Source organism: Paenibacillus sp. PastM-3 (assembly GCF_029893965.1).
GTDB lineage: Bacteria > Bacillota > Bacilli > Paenibacillales > Paenibacillaceae > Paenibacillus_AQ.
On record NZ_JARXXP010000021.1, the window covers coordinates 61,931 to 82,572 of the forward strand.

Consider the following 20,642-nt stretch of genomic DNA (forward strand, 5'->3'; position numbering starts at 1 on the left):
GGTTCTGCGGGGATTCCTCTCTGGGGTCATGGATCTCGGATTACTTGGTCCCGTCATCAAAGCATTATAAACATTTCGTATATTGTTAGATTCTACTGAACCACTGCGCTAAAGTCAAGGAAGGAAATGAAATTCCCGTGCAAATATTGCAGATTGGGTGCACATAAAAAAAGTGACCTGCAGATAATTGCTGCAGGTCCATAATCATATATTATAAAAAAGGGGGTCATGCTTCTATTATAAACACCCTATATTAAGGATTCATGAATGCAGTATTACAGTTATATTACAGAAAAGAAAGCGTTTTATTTGCTGGGACATTCTCTGTCCGCCTTAGCACAAACATACTTTACACTACGCTGCCCGAGCTGTCCAGTGAATTTTTGCTCTGCTGCACAAGGCAGCCCCGGCGGGTCCATGAGGACCGGCCGGGGCTGCCTGTAGACTGCGTTCTGGTGAACAGCTAGAGTCATACTAATATTATTCAAAAACCTCTACATAAGCATGCTTGCCGCGCAATGTCTCTACAACCTCATTATAATGCTCCTCTGTAGTTTTCAGGGACATTACAATATGCACATCACTCAAGTCGACATCATCGTTGACATGGGTATCACGCAGAATATCATTGTCTGCGTCAACATCGGCGCGTCTCAGCCCTTCATCATCGTTGTCGACTACCGCCGGAACCACCGCAGCTCCGCTCAAGGCTCCCGCTGTTCCTGCCACGCCCATTGTCCCGCCGGTAATCACTGAATTGTTGTACGGAACTAGCGGCAAAAGAAGATTCGGTCTGCGGTCCCTGCCGGAATCCAGGGGATCTGTCAGCGGAGAAATTTCCAGCGCCTCCACACTATATGGAATCAATGCCGTTTTCGCGCCTTCCGCTTCACTTTCCGTTCTGAAATAAGCCTGAATTCTTCTAGTCATGATTGTTCCCTCCTTCAATATTGGTTGATTACAGGACCTTAAGCAGCTCGCGCACAAAGGCAGGTTCATCCTTCGGCGTGCGCGATGTTATATAATTGCCGTCAACGACGACCTCTTCATCCTTAAACTCCGCTCCGGCGTTAACGACATCATCCTTGAGCGGCGGGTAGGAGGTGATGGTGCGTCCTTGAAGCAGGTCTGCACTGATCAGAATCTGCGGTCCATGGCAGATAGATGCAATTGGAGTACCGGAAGCATCGGCTTCCTTCACAAAAGCAAGAATGTCTTCATCCAGCCGCAGATTTTCGGGTGACGAACCGCCTGGAATCACGATTGCGTCATAGTCACCGGCCTTTACCTCGCTGATTGCTTTATCGGTAGCATAGGAAACGTTTCCCTTTTTGCCCAGAAGCGTTTCATTCTTTTTCAGACCTATAATTTCAGCCTGATGCCCTGCTTGTATAACTTCATCGTAAGGTACTTTCATTTCGGAATCTTCAAAACCGCTGGCGAGCAGAAATGCTACTTTACTCATTGGATAAGTTCTCCTCTCCGCTAATTTGTTCTCGCTTTCTTATTACCCGCATTATCCGGCTTTCTAACGACACAAAGCTGCTCCAGGCCAAAACTTGGCGGATTTTATCCCTGCAGCTTATACGCCATGCAACTCTCAGGTACGCGGCAGCAGCCCCCGGCTTCTGCCCTTAATGAGCGCAGGATCTTCCTGCTGCCCTGCCTCTTTCGCTGCCGCCGCCGCTTCCGCAGCACTGCCTGCCCTGTAGACCGGAACGCTGGTCCATGCCCATGCTTTTGGAGAATATCTCATCTTCGGATTACCTGCCCCTGACAAAATTTCAATCCTCCCTAGTTTATCCTGGACAAGCTGGCTCTATCCCCGTGCAGACGCTGGAGACCGGCCTAGCGTAAGAGCAACCTCCCTGTCCCCGAAGACCTATAAATGTTGCCGTAACAAAAAAAGCCGCAGGCTGCTCCTATACGGAATAACCTGCGGCACTGAATATTTGTATGGTCTGCGGTTTCTAGTCCCGGCTGTCCAGGATGAGCGTGACCGGCCCCCAGTTGGTAAAAGAGACGTCCATCATGGCCCCGAACACGCCGGTCTCCACCTGAAGTCCGCCGGCTCTCAGCTCCTGATTAAAGTAATCATAGAGCTGCTGGGCCTCGGCCGGAGCTGCTGCAGCCATGAAGTTCGGGCGCCGTCCCTTGCGGCAGTCCCCGTATAGCGTAAACTGCGATACGGACAAAATCGCTCCGCCCGTATCCGTAACACTATAGTTCATTTTACCGGCTTCATCCTCGAAGATGCGCAGTCCGGCTATTTTGTCAGCCAGGTATTTGGCATCCTTCTCCGTATCCCCGTGCGTCACACCGATCAGCAGCATCAAGCCTTCCTTAATGGCTCCCGTTACCGACCCTTCGACCGTAACCTTCGCTTCCTTGCAGCGCTGTACGACTGCTCTCATCTTAGTCTTTCAGCTCCTTGCCCTATTGCATAATCCGGTTAACCGTATATACATCCTTCACACGCTTCACCCGGTCGACAACCGACTGCAGATGATCCGTATTGCGGATGAGGATCGTCATATGAATCATCGCCATCTTGTTCTTGTCGGAGCGCCCTGTGACTGCTGAAATGTTCGTCTTGCTCTCGGACACCGCCTGCAGCACTTCATTAAGCAGACCGTTGCGGTCATGGCCTGTAATCTCGATATCAACGCTGTAGTTGGCCTCCATGCTGCCTTCCCACTCCACTTCAATTACCCGTGCTGATTCTTCCCCGTCACCGTCGGTCGGAATATTCGGACAGTCCTCACGGTGCACAGACACGCCGCGCCCGCGGGTTACATATCCGACAATATCGTCGCCCGGTACGGGGTTGCAACATCGTGCGAAGCGGACCAGGAGGTTATCGATGCCTTTGACACGCACACCGTTGGTAGGCTGGTTGCGGTTGCCGCCGCTGGATTTGATCTCCTTCATCTCGGTAGACAATTCCAGATGATTGGCAGCTTCCTCCTGCTCCCTGCGGAGCTTCTCGGTCAGCTTATTCGCGATCTGCGAGGCGGTAATCCCTCCGAATCCGACTGCGGAGAGCATATCTTCAACGTCGCCGAAGGCGAACTTCTTGGCCACATCGTTCAGCTTATCCTCGGTCAGGAAATCGGAAACCTCCATGTTGAGCCGCTTCAGCTCGCGTTCGACAGCTTCCCGGCCTTTTTCGACATTTTCTTCGCGCTTCTCTTTCTTGAACCACTGCTTGATCTTGCTGCGCGCGTGGGAAGATTGGGCAATCTTCAGCCAGTCGCGGCTCGGGCCGTAAGAATTCTTGGAAGTGAGGATCTCTACTATATCTCCGGTCTTCAGCTTATGATCGAGCGGCACAATCCGTCCGTTCACTTTGGAGCCGATGGTCCGGTTACCAACCTCTGTATGAATCCGGAAAGCAAAATCCAGCGGAACCGAACCCGCCGGCAGCTCCACTACTTCGCCTTTTGGCGTAAAAACAAATACAAGGTCAGAGAAAAAATCCATCTTAAGCGATTCCACAAACTCCTCGGCATCCTTGGCTTCATGCTGCAGCTCCAGAATTTCCCGGAAAAACGGCATGCGGTTCTCCGGATTTCCGCTGTTGCTTGTGCCTTCTTTATATGCCCAGTGTGCGGCAATCCCGAATTCCGCCGTCCGGTGCATTTCCCAGGTACGGATCTGCACTTCAGTCGGCTCTCCGCCGGGACCTACCACGGTTGTATGCAGGGACTGGTACATGTTCGCTTTGGGCATGGCGATATAATCCTTGAACCGGCCGGGCATCGGCTTCCAAAGAGTATGAATAATCCCTAAAGTAGCGTAACAGTCCTTAATATTATCAACAATAATCCGGATGGCCAGCAGATCGTAAATCTCATTGAACTGCTTGTTTTTAGTGCTCATTTTGTTATAGACGCTGTATATATGCTTGGGTCGTCCGGACAAATCTCCTTCGATCCCCATTTCATCAAGCTTGGCGCGGATGCGGCCGATAACGCTGTCGATGAACTGCTCACGCTCTGCCCGCTTCTTATGCATCAGGTTCGCAATACGGTAGTATTGCTGAGGGTTCAGGTAACGGAGGGCAATATCCTCCATCTCCCATTTAATCGCCGAAATACCCAAACGGTCGGCTATCGGACAAAAAATCTCCAGCGTCTCATAAGAAATCCGCCGCTGGCTCTCCTCAGACTGATACTTGAGCGTCCGCATATTGTGCAGCCGGTCCGCCAGCTTGATCACAATGACCCGGATATCCTGAGCCATGGCGATAAACATTTTGCGGTAGTTCTCGTTCTGCTGCTCTTCCTTGGAGCGGAAGCGGATGCGTTCCAGCTTGGTCAGACCATCCACGAGCATGGCACAGGTATCGCCGAACTTCTCGCGGATCTGCTCCAGCGACACCGTTGTATCTTCAACGACATCATGCAGAAGTGCTGCAATAATGGAAATAACGTCCATCTGCATATTGACGACAATATCTGCAACCGCCAGCGGATGCAGGATATAGGGCTCCCCCGATTTGCGTACCTGGCCGTGATGAGCCTGGTCGGCAAACTCATACGCTTCACGGATGCGGAGAAGATCTTTTTCTTTTATATAGGCGCCGGCCTTTTCAACTAATTGCTCTATGCCCATTCTCGTCGTATCCGTTTCCTTTCTATAAGAAAACTCCATGACAGGAGTTTCTCGAAAATGTTGTTATATCCATGCGTTTAGATAAATTCCGAATCCTGCATAATAAAATAAACCCGCAAGTGAAACCCAATTTGCAGGCCTTCAGCTCCTTTGAGCTGCACTACACGCAGTTTAAAGTTGTTTATAATTATGACGCTTAGGATGCATTACGTCAACACTTCCCATTGTCTGGCATTCAGCTGTTCCTGCAGGGAATAGAAGAATAATTTATGACAAAAACAAATAAAGTCTTACTTTTTCCAAAAATGTTGTTGTCAAACGGCGTCGTACTATTTAATCTAGTAAAGGCGGTTTTCGCCAGGTTAAGACAATACTACATAGAGAAAGAGAAGTGAACTCCATTGCAACGCGAAATTCAAGTTAACGAGAAACTCCCGTGGGGCCCAGGCTTTCTGCTGAGTCTGCAGCATCTGTTCGCCATGTTCGGCAGCACCGTGCTCGTCCCTAACCTGTTCGGGGTAGATCCCGGCATGATCCTGCTGATGAACGGTATCGGCACATTGCTCTATATTCTGATCTGCCGCGGCAAAATCCCGGCCTACCTTGGGTCAAGCTTCGCTTTTATTTCACCGGTGCTGAGTGTGCTTGGTAAACATGAGGGAGATCATCAGCATGGATATTCGCTTGCACTGGGAGCGTTTATTGTTACCGGTGTTATCTTTATTCTTGTCGCATTAATCGTCCGTTATGCCGGAACCGGCTGGATTGATGTAGTATTCCCTCCCGCTGCCATGGGTGCTATCGTTGCAACGATAGGGCTTGAGCTTGTACCTGTTGCCGCACGCATGTCCGGGCTGATTGCTCCTGAAGGCGTTACGGACTGGACTCCGGACGGTAAAGCCATCACGCTGTCATTAGTCACGCTGGGAGTCACCGTTATTGGTTCCGTTATGTTCCGCGGCTTCCCCAAAATCATTCATATCCTCATCGGTATCGTTACCGGTTATGTGCTGGCCTACATTATGGGACAAGTAAATACCGGAGCTATTGCCGACGCTAATTTCCTATCCCATCCGACAATCACTACTCCGTCCTTTGATTTGCAGGTTATTTTGACCATTATTCCTGTATCGCTGGTTGTTATTGTTGAGCATATCGGCCATCTGCTGGTTACCAGCAACATTGTCGGCAAAGATCTGACCAAGGATCCCGGACTTGACCGTTCCCTCTTCGGTAACGGGATATCCACCGTTCTTTCCGGTTTTGTAGGTTCCACACCTAACACCACTTACGGTGAAAACATCGGCGTTATGGCCTTGACCAAGGTATATTCGGTATTTGTAATCGGCGGAGCGGCTATAATCGCTATTCTGCTCTCGTTCTCCGGTACCTTCTCTTCTATTATTGCGAATATCCCGCAGCCGGTAATGGGCGGTGTATCACTGCTGCTGTTCGGCGTTATTGCCGCATCGGGTCTGCGTATTTTTGTAGAACAAAAGGTGGATTTCTCCAAAGCAAGCAACATGATCCTGGCCACTCTGGTGCTTGTTGTCGGCATCAGCGGTATCTCGCTTAACATCGCAGGCGTACAGCTCAAAGGTATGGCACTGGCTACTATTGTTGGTATCGTGCTGTCCCTGTTCTTCAAGCTGATTGAAGTCCTGGGCTTGTCCAATGAACAGGATTCGGAGAAATCTGCACATTAAGTCCTTGCCTTGGCATAAATGCTAACCATAAGAATAAACAAGAGCTGTCCCTAATGCTGATTACACAGCTGCCGGGGCGGCTCTTGTTGCTTTACAGGGAAGGAATGAGATTATTTAACAGGGATTAACCTTTCATTTGAGTTATTCCGCCTCGCTGTGGCACATTTAATGGGAATTATCCCTTTATTTCAGTCTTTCCACCTCACTGCAGGCACATTTAATGGGAATTATCCCTTTATTTAGATCATTCGGTCTCTCTATTGGCACATTTAATGGGATTTTTCCCTTTATTCCAACTTTATTCACCCATTCGGACTCTATACAGACGCACTAATTGGTTTCTCCTAAGTTCAACCCGATTACACAACTGCTCATCAGCGAACATCCATTTTTCAGCTAATTTATTTTATTTATATTCCCTCCTGTGCGCATTACCTGGTACAGAGCCTGTTATAGATGAACCAGTGAAGACATCCATAAAATAGCAAAAAAGTGGACGGCAGTCGAAATTAGACAACGGTCCACTTTTTATTTCCCGGGAAAAGCTCAACGGGAGTATTTCTCAATTCGTTTAGTCTTCGTAAGTCAGCAGGGATACAACTTCGATGTCCGAAAGCTTGTTGCGGCCGGCCAGCTGTACCAGCTCAATCAGGAATGCTGCTCCGACAACCTTGCCACCGAGCTGTTCCACCAGGCTGACAGAGGTAGCGATAGTTCCGCCAGTTGCCAGCAGGTCATCAGCAATCAGCACATTTTGCCCCGGCTTGATGGCATCGGTGTGAACAGCAAGTGTGTCTTTACCGTATTCCAGGTCATAGCCAACTTCGATCGTTTCGTAAGGGAGCTTGCCGCTTTTACGGATAGGAACAAAGCCGACTCCCAGCGCGTAAGCCAGTGGAGCGCCAACTACAAAGCCGCGCGCTTCCGGTCCGGCAATGACATCAATGTTCAGATGGGATACCAGCGCTTTAAGCTCGTCAATCGCTGCGCGGTAAGCTTCCCCGTCCTTAAGCAAAGTAGTAATATCTTTAAAGCTGATTCCCTGCTGCGGAAAATCTTCAATTACGCGAATATTGTTTTTGAAATCCAATAGTATCATCTCCTGAAAGTTTTGTGAGCATCGGCCCACATTAATTGCTTCGTGCAAAACTTACTTCGGAAGCATCTGCTTAGTTTGTGAGGATTACCTCACCGATTCGCTTCGAACAAACTCGCTTCGGAAGCATCTGCTTAGTTTTGTGAGCATCGGCCCACTTAAATTGCCTCGTGCAAAACTTACTTCGGAAGCTACGACACACCCTGGCGGCGGGCCTGCATCCAGTTCTCCAGCTCGCGGGGGCTGCTTTCCATGAAATACTGCTCCATCTCGGCAGTCTGTCCTAAACGGACAAAATGGCGCGAAGCGGACAGGTTTGTGGCTGCCGGCTGGGACACGAAGGAGATCATTCCCCCGGTACGTTCGATAAAATCAAGCTCCTCGAACACATCCAGCATCCGTCCCAGCATCCTTACACTCAGCGAAGACTGGCGGCTAAGCCGCAGCAGCACCTCATGCTCGGGTACTGCTGTAGCGGCAATAGAAGCCAGCAATTTATATAATACCTTAAAATGATCGCGTGTCGGGACCTGCAGACGGTCACGCCCGTCACGCCGGGCGTGAAGCAGGGCAATATTCTCGGCCTGAGGGAAAGCGGCAAGCAGGGCATCCAGCTGCTCCGGTGTTTCCGGCATGTCTAGCAGACACAGCAGCGACACTTTCCCGTCTCGCTCAGCTTGTCCATGATGAAGGGCGTTAATCCCGCCTGCTTCATCATAGACCCACAGCGACATGCCCTTCAGTTCGCTGAGCGGCGAGAGGCGGCTGTTCTGAAAAACTGCCGCGGCTGTAAAAGGCGTGCTGCCGCTGTACGGCTGCAGCACCTCTTTGAGGCGGGCAGCCTGCCGTACGGCATCAGCTGTTCCCCGCAGATCAAACAGCTGCGCCTCCGGCACGGCAAGATCCTGCAGCATCAGCTGCGGCTTACGGGAGCCGTTCCACTCATTGACCGACAGCTCGGCCAGGACGTCAATCACAGTTCCGCCGGGCAGCAGATCAGCCAATTCGCCTTTGCCGAAGGCTACAGCCTCGATGGTATGCCGGCCCTGCTGCAGGACAAGCTTCAGGTGCTTGCCTTCCTGGCCCATCTTGCGGGTCTCCTTCACAGCCGCTCCGCGCACAATGAATTTGGGCAGCGGATTGGACATGCCGAAGGGCGCCAGCCGGTCCAGTTCAAGCGCAGCCTGCAGCGTCAAATCGGCAATCGGGATTTCCCCGTCTGCAGCGGTTACCGGGATCAGATGCTCCGGTGTAAGCACCGCTGCGGCATATTCATTCAGGCTAGCGGCAAAAGCATCCAGATTGTCGCGGTGCAGGCTCATTCCGGCAGCAGCCGGATGGCCGCCGTAATGGTCCATTAATCCGGCGCAGGAGGTAAGCGCCTCGTAAATATCCAGACCCGGAATTGAGCGGGCTGAGCCCTTACACATGCCGGTCTCTGGGTGAATATCAAGGATAATGACCGGACGGTAAAACCGTTCAAGCAGCTTGGAGGCGACGATCCCGACAACCCCGACATTCCAGCCCTGATCGGCCAGCACGATAATATCCGGCGGCTGTCCGTCTCCGATCTGCCGGATAAGCATATCAGTAGCTTCACCCACAATGCGTTCAACGACCATCTGCCGTTCCTTGTTAAGCAGATCAAGCTCGCTGGCCAGCTGTCCGGCTTCATCGCTATCTGCAGTAGTCAGCAGGGCAACCGCCCTGCCTGCATGATCGAGACGGCCGCTGGCGTTGATCCGCGGAGCTACACCGAATGCTATATTGACTGCACTAACTGTATTCATCGTTATACCGCTGACCTCGAGCAGCGCACGTACTCCGGGAAACGGGGATTTCCGCATGCTGGCAAGCCCTTTGCGGACCAGGCTGCGGTTCTCGCCCAGCAGCGGCATCAGATCCGCCACCGTGCCGATCGCCGCAATTTCACTCCACTCCTCAGGCACCTTTCCGTCAAGCAGCGCTTCAGCAAGCTTGTAAGCCACTCCTACTCCAGCCAGCCCTTTAAACGGATAAGGACAGCCCGGCAGCTTGGGGTTAATCAAAGCAAACGCTTCCGGCAAAAGCTCCGGCGGTTCGTGATGATCCGTCACAATAAAATCAATTCCCAGCTCAGCCGCGTACGCAATCTGATGCACGGCGCTGATACCGGTATCTACTGTAATGACAAGTGAAACACCCTGCTGGACCGCCCAGTCCAGCGCATGATTATGCAGCCCGTAGCCTTCATTGGAGCGGTGCGGGATATAGATGTCAAAGGAAGCGCCCAGATAGCGCAGCAGATAGATCATCAGCGATGTGCTGGATACGCCGTCAGCATCATAATCGCCGTATACCAGAATATGTTCTTCTTCTTGCAGTGCCTTTCTGATCCGCGGCACAGCCTCGGCCATTCCTTTGAGCAGGAATGGATCATGGCTGTCATCCGCCCCACCGTCCATGAACAACAATGCTTCGTCCGGGTCAGTAAACCCTCTGGCCACAAGCAAGGAGGACAGGAGCGGAGAAACAGAAAGGCTCCGGGCCATTTCCCGCACTTTATCGGGATCGGCTGCCGGAGATTGCCATCTTGTTTTTGAATGAAGCAATTGAGCTCACCTTTCTCTCGCCATGCGGCCTACTGTAGCAGCGTCGGAATATCATTGTCCGCAAGCTGGTGATTGGTTTTGTAGGGATAACCCGGATCGTACGGCACAACATCCATATGAACCTCACCGACATGGACAAAACGGTGCTGTAACAGCTTTCTGGCACATTCCGAGATATCCTGGGCTTCCATCACTGTGATCCGCGGATTTACGCTGATTTTGACCTGGAGATTCACATACCGGCCTTGTTCTACCGCCTGAAGATGCTCGACGCGGATGACTCCGTGTACCCGCCCGACGGTTTCAATGAAATTGGCGGCTTCCGCCGAAGGCAGCTCCTGGCTTGTTTTGCCGTAGACCGAAGCGGTAATCATCGTATAGCCTTTACGCAGAATCAGGCAGCTTGTCAGCAGGGCTGCTACCGGGTCCATGTAGAACAGCGGACTCCAGCCGATATATCCCCCGACCATAGACAACGTTATTCCGATTAAAGCAGCTATCGAGCTATACAGGCTGAACCGGTGACTGTCCGCATATGCGGCATGGCTGCCGTCGCCAATTTTTTTGAAGTAACGGTATTGATACTGAAAAATGCCCTCTTTCACTATAATTGAAATAAGAACCGTAACAAGTGCAGCAGGCGGAACTGTCGATAAATGTCCTCTGGTTAAATCCCGGATGGCTGAAAAAGCGATCTGCAGTCCGGCCATCAGAATCAGCGCAGAGAAAAGCATGGTAATAATAGGTTCCTTACTGCTTTTACCGTTCCCTGCCCGGCCGGCGGATTTAGGCTTCTTCGCCTGTTCTGAACGCCATGGGAGAGCTTCTGCCAGCCTTGCTGCCGCGTCCGCTCCGGAATATAAGGCATCGCCCAGCAATGCCTTGCTGCCCGTGAAATAACCGATACTGCCTTTAGCCAGAGCCAGTACAGCATCACTGACGATCCCGTTCCAGGCAACCGTCTCACTTTGCGGTGATTGTTTGTCATTCATAACGAGCCCTCCTTACCTGGTAGCAAGTAATCTCATGTTGCAGCATACGCCTGTCAGCCAGTTCCAAAGATTCCGAAAAGCCGCGTCGTCGTTGACGCGGCTTTTCAGGCAATAGAGCTGTGACTTAGGCCGGATTGTTCTTCACGGCAGGCTTCTGGCGCTTTTTGAGCAGCAGCCAGAGTGGGCTTGCGATAAAGATGGAGGAATAGGCTCCGAAGAGCAGCCCGATAACCATAGCCAGCGAGAACATTTTAATGGATTCGCCGCCCATTACAAGCAGGAAGAACGCGGCAATAAATACCGTAAATGCTGTGTAAAGGGAACGCATAAGCGTCTGGGATATACTCTTGTTGACCAGAGCCTTAAGGTCCTCATAGGTTTTCTGTTTCCCAAAGCGCAGGTTCTCACGGATCCGGTCAAAGATAACGATTGTATCATTAATGGAATAACCGATTATCGTAAGCACCGCGACAATGAAGGTTATGTCCACTTCGAGACGGAAGATAGAGAATACTGCTACCACCATAAAGGCGTCATGGAGCAGTGCGACAATTGCCGCCAGGGCAAAGCGCCATTCAAACCGGATACTTACATAAATAATAATCCCTAAACTGGACAATAGAACGGAGTAGATCGCATTACGCGCAAGCTCCTTCGCCATCTCCGGATCGACCGTATTGATCTCATAGGAAGCCTGATCATCGAGCTTGCTGATTGCAGTCTTCAGCGCTTCACTCTGGGCATTATCAAGTTCTTCGTCATAACGGATATTTACACGCTGGTCACCGATGGTAATGCTTGGCTCATGGGCAATTCCCAGGCTGTCCAAGGCCGGCTTAAGCTCAGCCTGTGTAAGATTCTTGGACAACGATACATCCACGTTAGAACCCGCTCTGAAATCTACGCTGTAGTTCAGTCCCAGAAACCCGAGAAAAACTACCCCCAGTACAGTAAGTACAATAGAGAAAATAAAGAAGTATTTACTCCAATGCACGAAATCCATCTCTTTATTAAAGCGCACGGATGTCACTCTCCTTTACCCCAAATTGCTTAGGTTTCTTCAGGGCGCCGGCTTTGACCAGCACCGAAAGCAGCCAGTGGGCAAAATAGAGGTTGGTCACGATACTGAGTACAATTTCTACAATCAGTATCAAGGCAAAGCCTTTAACCGCACCGGTACCGAATGCAAACATAACGGCCGCTACGATAATGGTCGTCACGTTGGCGTCCATAACAGTCCGGAAGGAGGTTTTGTTACCCGCTTTTACAGAGGACATAATGCTCTTGCCACTGCGCATTTCTTCTCGTATCCGTTCATTAGTTATGATATTGGCATCGACGGCCATCCCTATACCCAGGATAAAAGCTGCGATACCCGGAAGGGTCAGGGTAAAGTCAGCAACGACAAATACCAGAATCAGCAGCCAGGTGTGCAGAATCAGCGCGAAGCTGGCCAGAACACCGGGAAGCCGGTACATAGCAATCATGAAAATCAAAATAATCAGGGAACCCACAAGACCTGCTCTGATCGTCTGATCAAGAGATTGTTTACCAAGGGTTGCGCCGACGCTTTGCGAGTACTTCTCAGTCAGCTTCAGCGGCAGTGCGCCGAGGTTAATGGTATCGGCCAGTTCACGTGCTTCATCTAAAGTATAATTACCGGAGATTGATGCTTTGCCGTCAGTCAACACCGCTCTAACGACCGGCGGGTTGCCCAGCAGCCGATCATCGAGATAGATAGCCAATGGTTGACCTAGCAGCCTCTCAGTGATCTCCGCGAATTTATCCTTGTCCTTAATACTGATGCTGATCTCAGGCTGGTTCAGATTATTACGCTGAACCTCGGCAGCATTCTCAACAAAATCACTGCCCACGAGCTCAATCTTGCTGTATACACCCTCTGCATCACCTTCGGCGGCACTGCGGAATGTCAATACGGCAGGTTCTTTCATCTTCTCGCGGACTTCAGCCTCGTCGGTAACGCCGGCAATCTTAAGACGAATGCGGTCTGTTCCCTCCGTTGTCACTTCCGGCTCGCTTGTGCCGAGTGCGTTAGCGCGTTTCTCCAGGCTCTTTGCGGTTTGCTGCAGCGAAGCTCTGGTCAGTTCACCGCCGGTATCCATCGGCGAAGCCTGATACAGAATCTCAAAGCCGCCTTTCAGGTCAAGACCCAGACGGACCTTGTCCAGCAGACCGGGGGTAGTAAACGCCATGACGCCGGTTAAAACGAGCACGGTAATGATAAAGCTCAACAGTCTCTTCATGCTCTTGCTAGTTCCCCTTTCATTACTTCAATATTCCTATTATAGCTACGTGCGAAATCACCGTCAATTGAGCGCAAAATGACGGGGCTTGGATCACACAAAGAAACGGCGGGCTGTGCTCTGGTCAGCAAGCCTTCCGTTTGGATAGGTAGTACCTGTTTATCCTCTCTTACTTTACTGCTTCCCCAGGCGGTTTGCAAAAGAAATTCATTCCTGCAAGTCAGGTAATTCCCCTGTAGGCCGCGAGCATCAGGTAATTCATATACGTTGTAGCTTTAAGCGAATAAATATCATTTACCAGCTTATACAGCGGAGGTTGGCCCTCCTTGGCATATTTGCTGCTAACGCACCCCCAGATATCCTTGCCAGTTACATATTCATAGCCCAGGAGCCGGAATTCCTCCGCTTTACTAGTGCACATAGCTTCGATTACATCACTAAGCTCCTCGTACTTCCACGGTTCCGATTCCATTGTGTTACACCTCCCAAGGTCTGCGCTGAAGCAGGCTACCGGATATATATTCGACCTTACCGGCCGACTATCCTTCTTCCCGCAAAAAAGATGTCGTAGCCAAAGCTTGTCATGGATGGGCCTGGGTCAAGCATATCAATATACAAGCCCCGCAGCATCAGCGGACCGGCTCACCTGCGTCTCATTTATTTCATTTCAGGAAGAAGGAGTGTCCCTTGAAGAAACAAAGGAAACAGACCTTTATACAGGGAACGATGATTCTGCTGGCTGCAGGCATTATTAACCGGATGCTGGGGTTTATACCCAGAATCGCACTGCCGCGGATTATCGGTGCTGAGGGCGTCGGCTTATACCAGCTCGGATACCCTTTTTTTATCGTGCTGATTACGGTTATTACCGGGGGATTACCGCTTGCTATTGCCAAAATGGTTGCCGAGGCGGAAGGGGACAATCAGCCCGGGCAGTCACGCCGCATTCTGCGGACAGGACTTACTCTCAGCTTGGCGCTCGGCCTGCTGTTTACGCTGATAGCGCTGCTTAGCGCTTCATGGGTTACCCGCTTTATTTTGACGGACAGCCGGGTTTATTATACCTTTGTCAGCATGACACCGATGATTTCGATCGTGGCGGTATCCGCCGTATTCCGCGGATATTTCCAGGGCAGGCAGAACATGATTCCTTCGGCGCTTTCCTCGGTGCTTGAATCAGTAGTCCGGATCTTTTTCATGCTGTGGTTCTCGTATCTGCTTCTGCCCAAGGGAATGGCTTATGCGGCAGCCGGTGCAATGCTGGGAGTAACGGTAGGGGAGATTGTGGGGATGCTGGCGCTGCTGGCCCAATACTATTTCATCGTAAAAAAAGATGAACAGGACAGCTCGGCACCCGGTCCAGCGCCTGAGCCTCAATTAAATAAACATAACCAGACAGTGGAAAAGCCGGGCGGTTCGCTGCTCCGCCGCATGCTCGGCATTGCCGTTCCTGTCACGGCTGGCCGGCTCGTCGGCTCCTTTTCTTATCTGCTGGAGTCGATTATTACTGCCCGCAGTCTGGCGCTTGCCGGAATTGCGGCTGCTGCGGCCACTGCCCAATACGGCTCCCTCCAGGGGATGGTGATTCCGCTGCTGCTGCTGCCGGGAGTCCTTAGCTCTTCCCTGGCGGTTTCACTCGTACCCTCTCTGTCGGAAGCGGCAGCCCGCCGCGATTTGCCGGCAATCCATAAACGGATGCACCAGACTCTCAGGCTTGCTATGGTTACAGGCGCTCCCTTTGCGGCCATTATGTATGTGCTCGCCGTACCGCTGTGTACACTGATGTACGGCAACGCGGACACCGCTCCCATGCTGAAGCTGATGGCCCCCTTCGCCCTTTTTCTGTATGTACAGGCACCGCTGCAGGCCGCCCTTCAGGCTATGGACCGGCCCGGCCGGGCGCTCATTAACACACTGGCCGGAGCAGTGGTTAAAATCCTGCTGATTCTCATGCTGGCCTCCCGGCCGGAGTACGGAATATACGGTGCCATTATCGCCATTATCGTTAATAGTATCCTGGTGACGCTGCTGCATGGGGCCAGTGTCGTAAAGCTGATTCAATTCTCAATCCGGATCACCGATCCGCTAAAAACAGCTACAGCCATGATAATCATGGCTGCCGGGACCTCCTATGTGTATACTTCCGTGCCGCTCTCCGGCACCATGTGGCTGCAGTTCCTGTTCGCCTCCGCAAGCGGTATGGCTCTGTATCTGGGCATCTGCCTGCTGTCCGGCCTAATCTCTGTCCGGGATCTGGATCGGGTACCCTTTTTTAAACGGCGGCGCTAGACATTAGCGGTTGCGCTGCCGGTCTACATAGATTTTGCCGGTATGGTCGATTGAGCATAAAAAGACATCCCTGAAATCGGACACACCCTTCTGGCGGATCTGTGTCCGCAGCCAGAACCGGTTTTTACCGATCATCTCCAGATTATCATCCTGTACCTTTCCGTCCATTATCAGCGGAACCGGCAGGCCCTCATACCTGATTTTGCTCTTGGAGAGATTTACTCCTGTCGAGTTTCCTGACTTCCCGGATTCGCCTGTATTGCCTGAGCCAACGCCCGGGCTCTGTTCCTGATTCTCGGCGGTATCGCTGCTGTTGCCGGACTGGTTGGATGACGAGACATTTTTATTTTTCTCAATGACCGTCAGCTGGCCGCTCGTCTCCAAAATGGCAAATTCCACATCGGCCGGGCTGACAATATTCTGCCCGCGCAGCTGAAGCAGCAGATCATCCATATTGTAGCGCTGTCTGCGCATTTCACTCCGGTTCAGCTTCCCGTTTGAGATCAGCACGCTTGGCCTGCCGTCAATCAGCAGCCGCAGCTTTCTGCTTTTGAGACTGAGCTGTGCGACAATAATCTGGATTAAAACCAGAGTTACCATCGGAACTATACCGTCATAGATGGGACGCTTGATGTCATCAATGACAAAGACGGCAATCTCCGCGATCATAATGGAAATCGTCAGGTCAAATACTGACAGCTTGCCGATCTCCCGTTTCCCCATAACCCGCATACACAGGAAAATGAAGAAATACATCAGCACGGTCAGAAAGACATGACTAGTAATATGCTGGAACATATTCTCTCCGCTCCCCTTTCCGTATCTCACCCTCAGCCGGTGTGCCGGGGTGGATGAATGTAACCCTATTCTGGCCTCACTGCCAAGGGAACATTCGGAAGCTGCCTTATAAATTACTGGTAAATGAACTGCCTTTGCCAAACTTGTACTATTGGGGCAAGCCCTCCCATACAATATGTAATAACTGAACAGCATCCTTTACAGTGTCTATGTATTTTTATACGGAGCAAAATCAATGAAAGTATGCTAAAAAAATTTTAGGAGGTTCTATCATGTATTTAATCCGGCGTCTGTTCTCGTGGAGAATATCCAGTCCTGTGCTTTCGGGGTTATGCCGCTCCTTTATGTGGATGCTGCTGGGGGCCATCGTCCTCTCGCTTTTGCTGTGGGGCAGCGGAATGAAGGAACAGGATCTCGCGATGTACACCTACATAGTCCACGGGATTGCCGCCGCCTTCGGAGGGTTGACCGCAGGACGGAGAGCGTCAAGTAAGGGCTGGTACCAAGGCGCGCTGACAGGGGGATTTTACGGCGTGATTGTATTGCTGGTCGGATTTCTTGCACTGGACAGCTCGCCTGCCGGTATAGACGGCTTATGGGTGCTGGCAGCAGCGGCAATTGGCGCACTCGGCGGTATATTTGGCGTAAATTTACAAAAACCCTAAAAAATATAATTTTGGAGAACCTGAAATCTTTTATTGAAAATATGTTACACTGGGTTCATCTGATTTGTTTTTGCTCGAGGAGGCTTTGACTATTTTGCTTTACCAAACCATGAATCATGTAGTGCTGTTTACGATCGTAATCGTAGTCCTGTTAATCTGGTTCGGATCCAGGCGCAATCCCTTATCAGCATTCTTAGAGCTCGGGAAGGAGCTGCTCCGCTCCTATAAGTTTCTATTAATTGTTGCCGGTATGATCAGCGTTTTAACCTTTAATAAATATGAACTGCAGATTGAGAAAAAAATGCATCTCGGCTCTGACTTCACCTCATTTATCTTCGGGCTTGAGGGGCACTTCGTCCAGCATGTCCAGCAGCTCTTTTATGCACCTTGGCTGACACCGGTTATTGTGTTCTTCTACATTTTTATGCTCCAGTCTGTACTTGGCGCTTCGCTGGGTGTGTATTTGCTGGATAAGAACCGTGTCATGCTCTATGCAACCTGCTATACGATCATGCTGGTCTATGCCGTGGCGATTCCGTTCTATCTCTACTTTCCGGTCAATGAGGTCTGGGCCTATGCCCCGGCTGGCGTCCGGTTTACGATGCTGGATGTGTTTCCGAGATTTGAACAGGAATACCGGCCGCTTTCCGGCCTGAACAACTGCTTCCCGAGCCTGCATACGGCCATTTCTGTTTCTACCGCGATTCTGGCTTACCGCTCCGGCAACCGGCGCTGGATGGCGATTACGACCGTTTCAGCCGCTCTGATTGTATTTGGAATTTTCTATCTCGGCATTCACTGGCTTACCGACATGATTGGAGGCACTATACTGGCCGTGGTCTCCACTTCTGTAGCTGTCCAGCTGGCTAAGCTTACCCTTCGCAGCGGCCAGGAAACCCTTACCGTTCCAAGCCGGGTTACCCATTCATAATCCTTCATCTGCACAATAAAAAAGCGGCGTTCCTCCATAAGAGAGAACGCCGCTTTTATGTACGTAATAAACGGAATTATTCTTTATCTTCCGCAATTGTAACTGCATGGCTGATTGACCCGCGGTCAAAAGTCAGCTTGGTTACATCATTTACCCGCAGAACAACGATATCGTCGGACAGCTCAACAATCGTTCCGTGCAGGCCGCCGATCGTAACGATCTTGTCGCCTTTCTTCAGCGCTTTGAGCATAGCGTTACGTGTCTTGGTCTTCTTCTGCTGCGGACGGATCAGCAGGAAGTAGAATACCACGAACATAAGCACAAACGGGCCTACCAGACCCAGAATACTGCCGCTTCCAGTTGTAGATGCTAATTGAAACATATTTCTCCCCCCTTTCAATATGCATGGAAGCACAATCTAGTTCTCTAGTACGCTTTAATTGCAATGGTAAACATAACTGTCCATGCTGCAATAAGACCATATGGTAAATACACAGTTGTACTAGAAGCCTTTAAGATTATCATACAATCCGTATTGTGCAAAAAACTCATCGCGGAAATCAAGCAGCCGGTCTTCTCTGATGGCTTCACGCACCTTGCGCATCAAATCCAGCAGGAACTGCAGGTTATGATAGGTCGTTAAACGCAGGCCAAAGGTTTCATCGGCTTTGATCAGATGACGTAAGTAAGCACGGGAATAATTCCGGCAGGTATAGCAGTTGCACTCCGGATCAAGCGGCCCGAAATCACGGGCATACTGCGCATTGCGCACAACAAGTCTTCCCTGGCTGGTCATCGTCGTTCCGTTGCGGGCGATACGGGTAGGCAGGACGCAGTCGAACATGTCCACTCCGCGGATTGCCCCCTCAAGCAGCGCATCCGGTGAACCGACGCCCATCAGATATCGCGGTTTATTCTGCGGCAGGAGCGGAACGGTATAATCCAGCACATCATACATAATCTGCTTGGACTCACCGACGCTGAGCCCCCCAATAGCATACCCCGGGAAATCCATGGAAGTCAAATCAGCGGCACTCTGGCGGCGCAGGTCTTCATACATGCCCCCCTGCACGATTGCGAACAAGCCCTGATCCTCCGGGCGGGCGTGAGCCTTGAGGCATCGTTCCGCCCAGCGCGTTGTGCGCTCCAGCGATTTTTTGACGTAATCATATTCCGCCGGGTAAGGCGGACACTCGTCGAACGCCATCATAATATCGGAACCAAGCGCATTCTGCACCTCCATTGCTACTTCCGGCGACAGGAATTTCTTGTCTCCGTTAAGGTGAGAGCGGAAATGAACGCCTTCCTCGGTGATTTTGCGCATGTCGCTGAGCGAGAACACCTGAAAACCGCCGCTGTCCGTCAGAATCGGACGGTCCCAGTTCATGAATTTATGCAGTCCGCCCGCTTCGCGGACAATATCGTGGCCCGGACGCAAAAACAGGTGATAGGTGTTGCTCAGAATAATCTGGGCATCCATCTGCTTGAGCTCTTCAGGGGCCATCGTTTTGACAGTAGCCTGTGTTCCTACCGGCATAAAGGTAGGCGTCTCAATGATTCCGTGCGGTGTGTGGACTCTGCCGAGCCGGGCTCCGGACTGCTTACAGGTCTTAATGTGTTCATACGTAATTGCTGCCATATAGTTAACCCTTTCTCTTGCTTAATAAATAAACATTGCATCACCGAAGCTGAAGAAACGGTAATGCTCTTTGATTGCCTCCTCATAAGCGGCGAGGATATGCTCACGACCTGCTAAAGCACTGACCAGCATAACAAGTGTGGATTTCGGCAGGTGGAAATTCGTAATCAGCGCATTGACCACTGTAAACTGATAGCCGGGATAAATGAAAATATCCGTCCAGCCGCTGCAGGCTGTAAGCGGTCCGCCTTCTGCCTGTCTTCCGACCGTTTCAAGTGTCCGGCAGGAGGTGGTGCCGACAGCAATAATCCGTCCGCCCCTTGATCTTGCTTCATTGAGCAAGTCCGCTGTCTCCTGGGACAGCATATAATACTCGGCATGCATGACATGCTCTTCAACCTTATCTACTGACATCGGCCGGAAGGTGCCCAGTCCAACATGAAGGGTAATATACGCTATATTTACGCCTTTAGCGGCAATCTGCTCCAGCAGTTCCTTCGTAAAATGCAACCCTGCCGTAGGTGCAGCTGCTGATCCCTCGTGGCGGGCATACACCGTCTGATACCGTTCACGGTCATCCAGTGTCTCCTTAATATAAGGAGGCAGCGGCATTGAACCCAGCCTGTCGAGAATTTCCTGAAAAATCCCCTTATAGATGAAGCGGAGTGTCCGTCCGCCCATATCGGCCTCTTCTTCAATAACAGCCCGCAGCTCATCGCTGAATACAATTACAGCACCGTTCTTCAGCTTCTTGCCCGGCTTCACCAGCGCTTCCCAGCGGTCTTCGCCCAGATTCTTCAGGAGCAGCACCTCTGCTTTGGCGCCGGTGTCCTCCTTGACTCCGAACAGTCTGGCCGGAATGACCCGGGTGTCGTTCAATACAAGGGTATCTCCCGGCTGAAACTGCTCCAGTATATCTGTGAAATGCCTGTGCTGAGTCTGCCCGTTCTCCCTGTTCACCATCAGCAGTCTTGAAGCACTGCGGTCAGGCAGCGGAGTCTGGGCAATCAGCTCCTCCGGCAGATGAAAGTCATAGTCTTCTACATTCATAATC

The 20,642-nt window shown here is 51.2% G+C and carries 19 protein-coding genes; 4 read left to right on the forward strand and 15 right to left on the reverse strand.

Annotated features, from left to right (window positions below; translation table 11 throughout):
* Positions 1-480: 480 nt before the first annotated feature.
* The 5 genes from M2108_RS23515 to M2108_RS23535 form a co-directional block, all read right to left on the reverse strand.
* Positions 481-930, reverse strand: a complete 450-nt coding sequence (locus M2108_RS23515; RefSeq protein ID WP_277471775.1) for a hypothetical protein — start codon at positions 928-930, stop codon at positions 481-483.
* Between the two features lie 28 nt (positions 931-958).
* On the reverse strand, positions 959-1,465 hold the full coding sequence (locus M2108_RS23520) for a type 1 glutamine amidotransferase domain-containing protein (RefSeq protein WP_221802506.1): 507 nt from the start codon (positions 1,463-1,465) through the stop codon (positions 959-961).
* Between the two features lie 135 nt (positions 1,466-1,600).
* Entirely contained in the window at positions 1,601-1,780 is a 180-nt protein-coding gene (locus tag M2108_RS23525) for a hypothetical protein (protein ID WP_277506291.1), read from the reverse strand.
* 190 nt (positions 1,781-1,970) lie between these two features.
* Positions 1,971-2,414, reverse strand: coding sequence for a D-aminoacyl-tRNA deacylase (gene dtd / locus M2108_RS23530; protein ID WP_277471773.1), 444 nt, complete (start codon positions 2,412-2,414; stop codon positions 1,971-1,973).
* A gap of 22 nt (positions 2,415-2,436) precedes the next feature.
* Positions 2,437-4,617: a RelA/SpoT family protein gene (locus M2108_RS23535; protein WP_277471831.1), complete on the reverse strand. Its 2,181-nt coding sequence runs from the start codon at positions 4,615-4,617 to the stop codon at positions 2,437-2,439.
* Positions 4,618-5,018: 401 nt separating this feature from the next.
* On the opposite strand from M2108_RS23535, the gene uraA reads away from it, so the two are divergent.
* A complete protein-coding gene (gene uraA, locus M2108_RS23540) occupies positions 5,019-6,323 on the forward strand; it encodes a uracil permease (protein WP_277471772.1) in 1,305 nt (434 codons plus the stop codon).
* Between the two features lie 571 nt (positions 6,324-6,894).
* Here uraA and M2108_RS23545 read toward each other — a convergent pair.
* The 6 genes from M2108_RS23545 to M2108_RS23570 form a co-directional block, all read right to left on the reverse strand.
* Positions 6,895-7,413 (reverse strand): adenine phosphoribosyltransferase, encoded by a 519-nt coding sequence (locus tag M2108_RS23545; protein ID WP_221802510.1) that lies wholly within the window; start codon positions 7,411-7,413, stop codon positions 6,895-6,897.
* A gap of 197 nt (positions 7,414-7,610) precedes the next feature.
* The gene (gene recJ / locus M2108_RS23550) at positions 7,611-10,010 is read right to left on the reverse strand and encodes a single-stranded-DNA-specific exonuclease RecJ (protein ID WP_277471771.1); all 2,400 of its coding nucleotides are present in this window, start codon (positions 10,008-10,010) and stop codon (positions 7,611-7,613) included.
* A gap of 29 nt (positions 10,011-10,039) precedes the next feature.
* Positions 10,040-11,002 (reverse strand): cation diffusion facilitator family transporter, encoded by a 963-nt coding sequence (locus M2108_RS23555; RefSeq protein ID WP_277471770.1) that lies wholly within the window; start codon positions 11,000-11,002, stop codon positions 10,040-10,042.
* Between the two features lie 124 nt (positions 11,003-11,126).
* Positions 11,127-12,023 carry a protein translocase subunit SecF gene (gene secF, locus M2108_RS23560; protein ID WP_277471769.1) on the reverse strand — a complete coding sequence of 299 codons (897 nt, stop codon included), beginning with the start codon at positions 12,021-12,023 and terminating at the stop codon, positions 11,127-11,129.
* Positions 12,013-13,266: a protein translocase subunit SecD gene (secD, locus tag M2108_RS23565; RefSeq protein WP_277471768.1), complete on the reverse strand. Its 1,254-nt coding sequence runs from the start codon at positions 13,264-13,266 to the stop codon at positions 12,013-12,015. Before secD ends, secF begins: the two co-directional genes overlap by 11 nt.
* A gap of 220 nt (positions 13,267-13,486) precedes the next feature.
* A complete protein-coding gene (locus M2108_RS23570; protein ID WP_277471767.1) occupies positions 13,487-13,738 on the reverse strand; it encodes a post-transcriptional regulator in 252 nt (83 codons plus the stop codon).
* Positions 13,739-13,953: 215 nt separating this feature from the next.
* Here M2108_RS23570 and spoVB point away from each other — a divergent pair, with 215 nt between their 5' ends.
* The gene (gene spoVB / locus M2108_RS23575) at positions 13,954-15,555 is read left to right on the forward strand and encodes a stage V sporulation protein B (protein WP_277471766.1); all 1,602 of its coding nucleotides are present in this window, start codon (positions 13,954-13,956) and stop codon (positions 15,553-15,555) included.
* Between the two features lie 3 nt (positions 15,556-15,558).
* Here the strand turns inward: spoVB and M2108_RS23580 are convergent, their stop codons facing one another.
* Complete coding sequence (locus M2108_RS23580; RefSeq protein ID WP_277471765.1) at positions 15,559-16,353, reverse strand: YetF domain-containing protein; 795 nt, start codon at positions 16,351-16,353, stop codon at positions 15,559-15,561.
* 272 nt (positions 16,354-16,625) lie between these two features.
* Between M2108_RS23580 and M2108_RS23585 the strand changes: the two genes are divergently transcribed.
* The gene (locus M2108_RS23585; protein ID WP_277471764.1) at positions 16,626-17,018 is read left to right on the forward strand and encodes a TIGR04086 family membrane protein; all 393 of its coding nucleotides are present in this window, start codon (positions 16,626-16,628) and stop codon (positions 17,016-17,018) included.
* A gap of 94 nt (positions 17,019-17,112) precedes the next feature.
* Complete coding sequence (locus M2108_RS23590; protein ID WP_277471763.1) at positions 17,113-17,949, forward strand: phosphatase PAP2 family protein; 837 nt, start codon at positions 17,113-17,115, stop codon at positions 17,947-17,949.
* Positions 17,950-18,025: 76 nt separating this feature from the next.
* Here M2108_RS23590 and yajC read toward each other — a convergent pair whose 3' ends face one another.
* From yajC to queA, 3 genes are all read right to left on the reverse strand, one after another.
* Positions 18,026-18,331 carry a preprotein translocase subunit YajC gene (gene yajC, locus M2108_RS23595; protein ID WP_277471762.1) on the reverse strand — a complete coding sequence of 102 codons (306 nt, stop codon included), beginning with the start codon at positions 18,329-18,331 and terminating at the stop codon, positions 18,026-18,028.
* 120 nt (positions 18,332-18,451) lie between these two features.
* Positions 18,452-19,588: a tRNA guanosine(34) transglycosylase Tgt gene (tgt, locus tag M2108_RS23600; protein WP_068726619.1), complete on the reverse strand. Its 1,137-nt coding sequence runs from the start codon at positions 19,586-19,588 to the stop codon at positions 18,452-18,454.
* Between the two features lie 21 nt (positions 19,589-19,609).
* Positions 19,610-20,638 carry a tRNA preQ1(34) S-adenosylmethionine ribosyltransferase-isomerase QueA gene (queA, locus tag M2108_RS23605; protein ID WP_277471761.1) on the reverse strand — a complete coding sequence of 343 codons (1,029 nt, stop codon included), beginning with the start codon at positions 20,636-20,638 and terminating at the stop codon, positions 19,610-19,612.
* Between the last annotated feature and the right edge of the window lie 4 nt (positions 20,639-20,642).

Excerpts from the sequence above, each read along its gene's own strand:
- M2108_RS23570 (WP_277471767.1), bottom strand. The coding sequence starts at position 13,738 with ATGGAATCGGAACCGTGGAAGTACGAGGAGCTTAGTGATGTAATCGAA.
- secD (WP_277471768.1), bottom strand. The coding sequence starts at position 13,266 with ATGAAGAGACTGTTGAGCTTTATCATTACCGTGCTCGTTTTAACCGGC.
- M2108_RS23520 (WP_221802506.1), bottom strand. The coding sequence starts at position 1,465 with ATGAGTAAAGTAGCATTTCTGCTCGCCAGCGGTTTTGAAGATTCCGAA.
- M2108_RS23515 (WP_277471775.1), bottom strand. The coding sequence starts at position 930 with ATGACTAGAAGAATTCAGGCTTATTTCAGAACGGAAAGTGAAGCGGAA.
- yajC (WP_277471762.1), bottom strand. The coding sequence starts at position 18,331 with ATGTTTCAATTAGCATCTACAACTGGAAGCGGCAGTATTCTGGGTCTG.
- M2108_RS23555 (WP_277471770.1), bottom strand. The coding sequence starts at position 11,002 with ATGAATGACAAACAATCACCGCAAAGTGAGACGGTTGCCTGGAACGGG.
- M2108_RS23535 (WP_277471831.1), bottom strand. The coding sequence starts at position 4,617 with ATGGGCATAGAGCAATTAGTTGAAAAGGCCGGCGCCTATATAAAAGAA.
- M2108_RS23580 (WP_277471765.1), bottom strand. The coding sequence starts at position 16,353 with ATGTTCCAGCATATTACTAGTCATGTCTTTCTGACCGTGCTGATGTAT.
- dtd (WP_277471773.1), bottom strand. The coding sequence starts at position 2,414 with ATGAGAGCAGTCGTACAGCGCTGCAAGGAAGCGAAGGTTACGGTCGAA.
- queA (WP_277471761.1), bottom strand. The coding sequence starts at position 20,638 with ATGAATGTAGAAGACTATGACTTTCATCTGCCGGAGGAGCTGATTGCC.
- M2108_RS23585 (WP_277471764.1), top strand. The coding sequence starts at position 16,626 with ATGTATTTAATCCGGCGTCTGTTCTCGTGGAGAATATCCAGTCCTGTG.
- tgt (WP_068726619.1), bottom strand. The coding sequence starts at position 19,588 with ATGGCAGCAATTACGTATGAACACATTAAGACCTGTAAGCAGTCCGGA.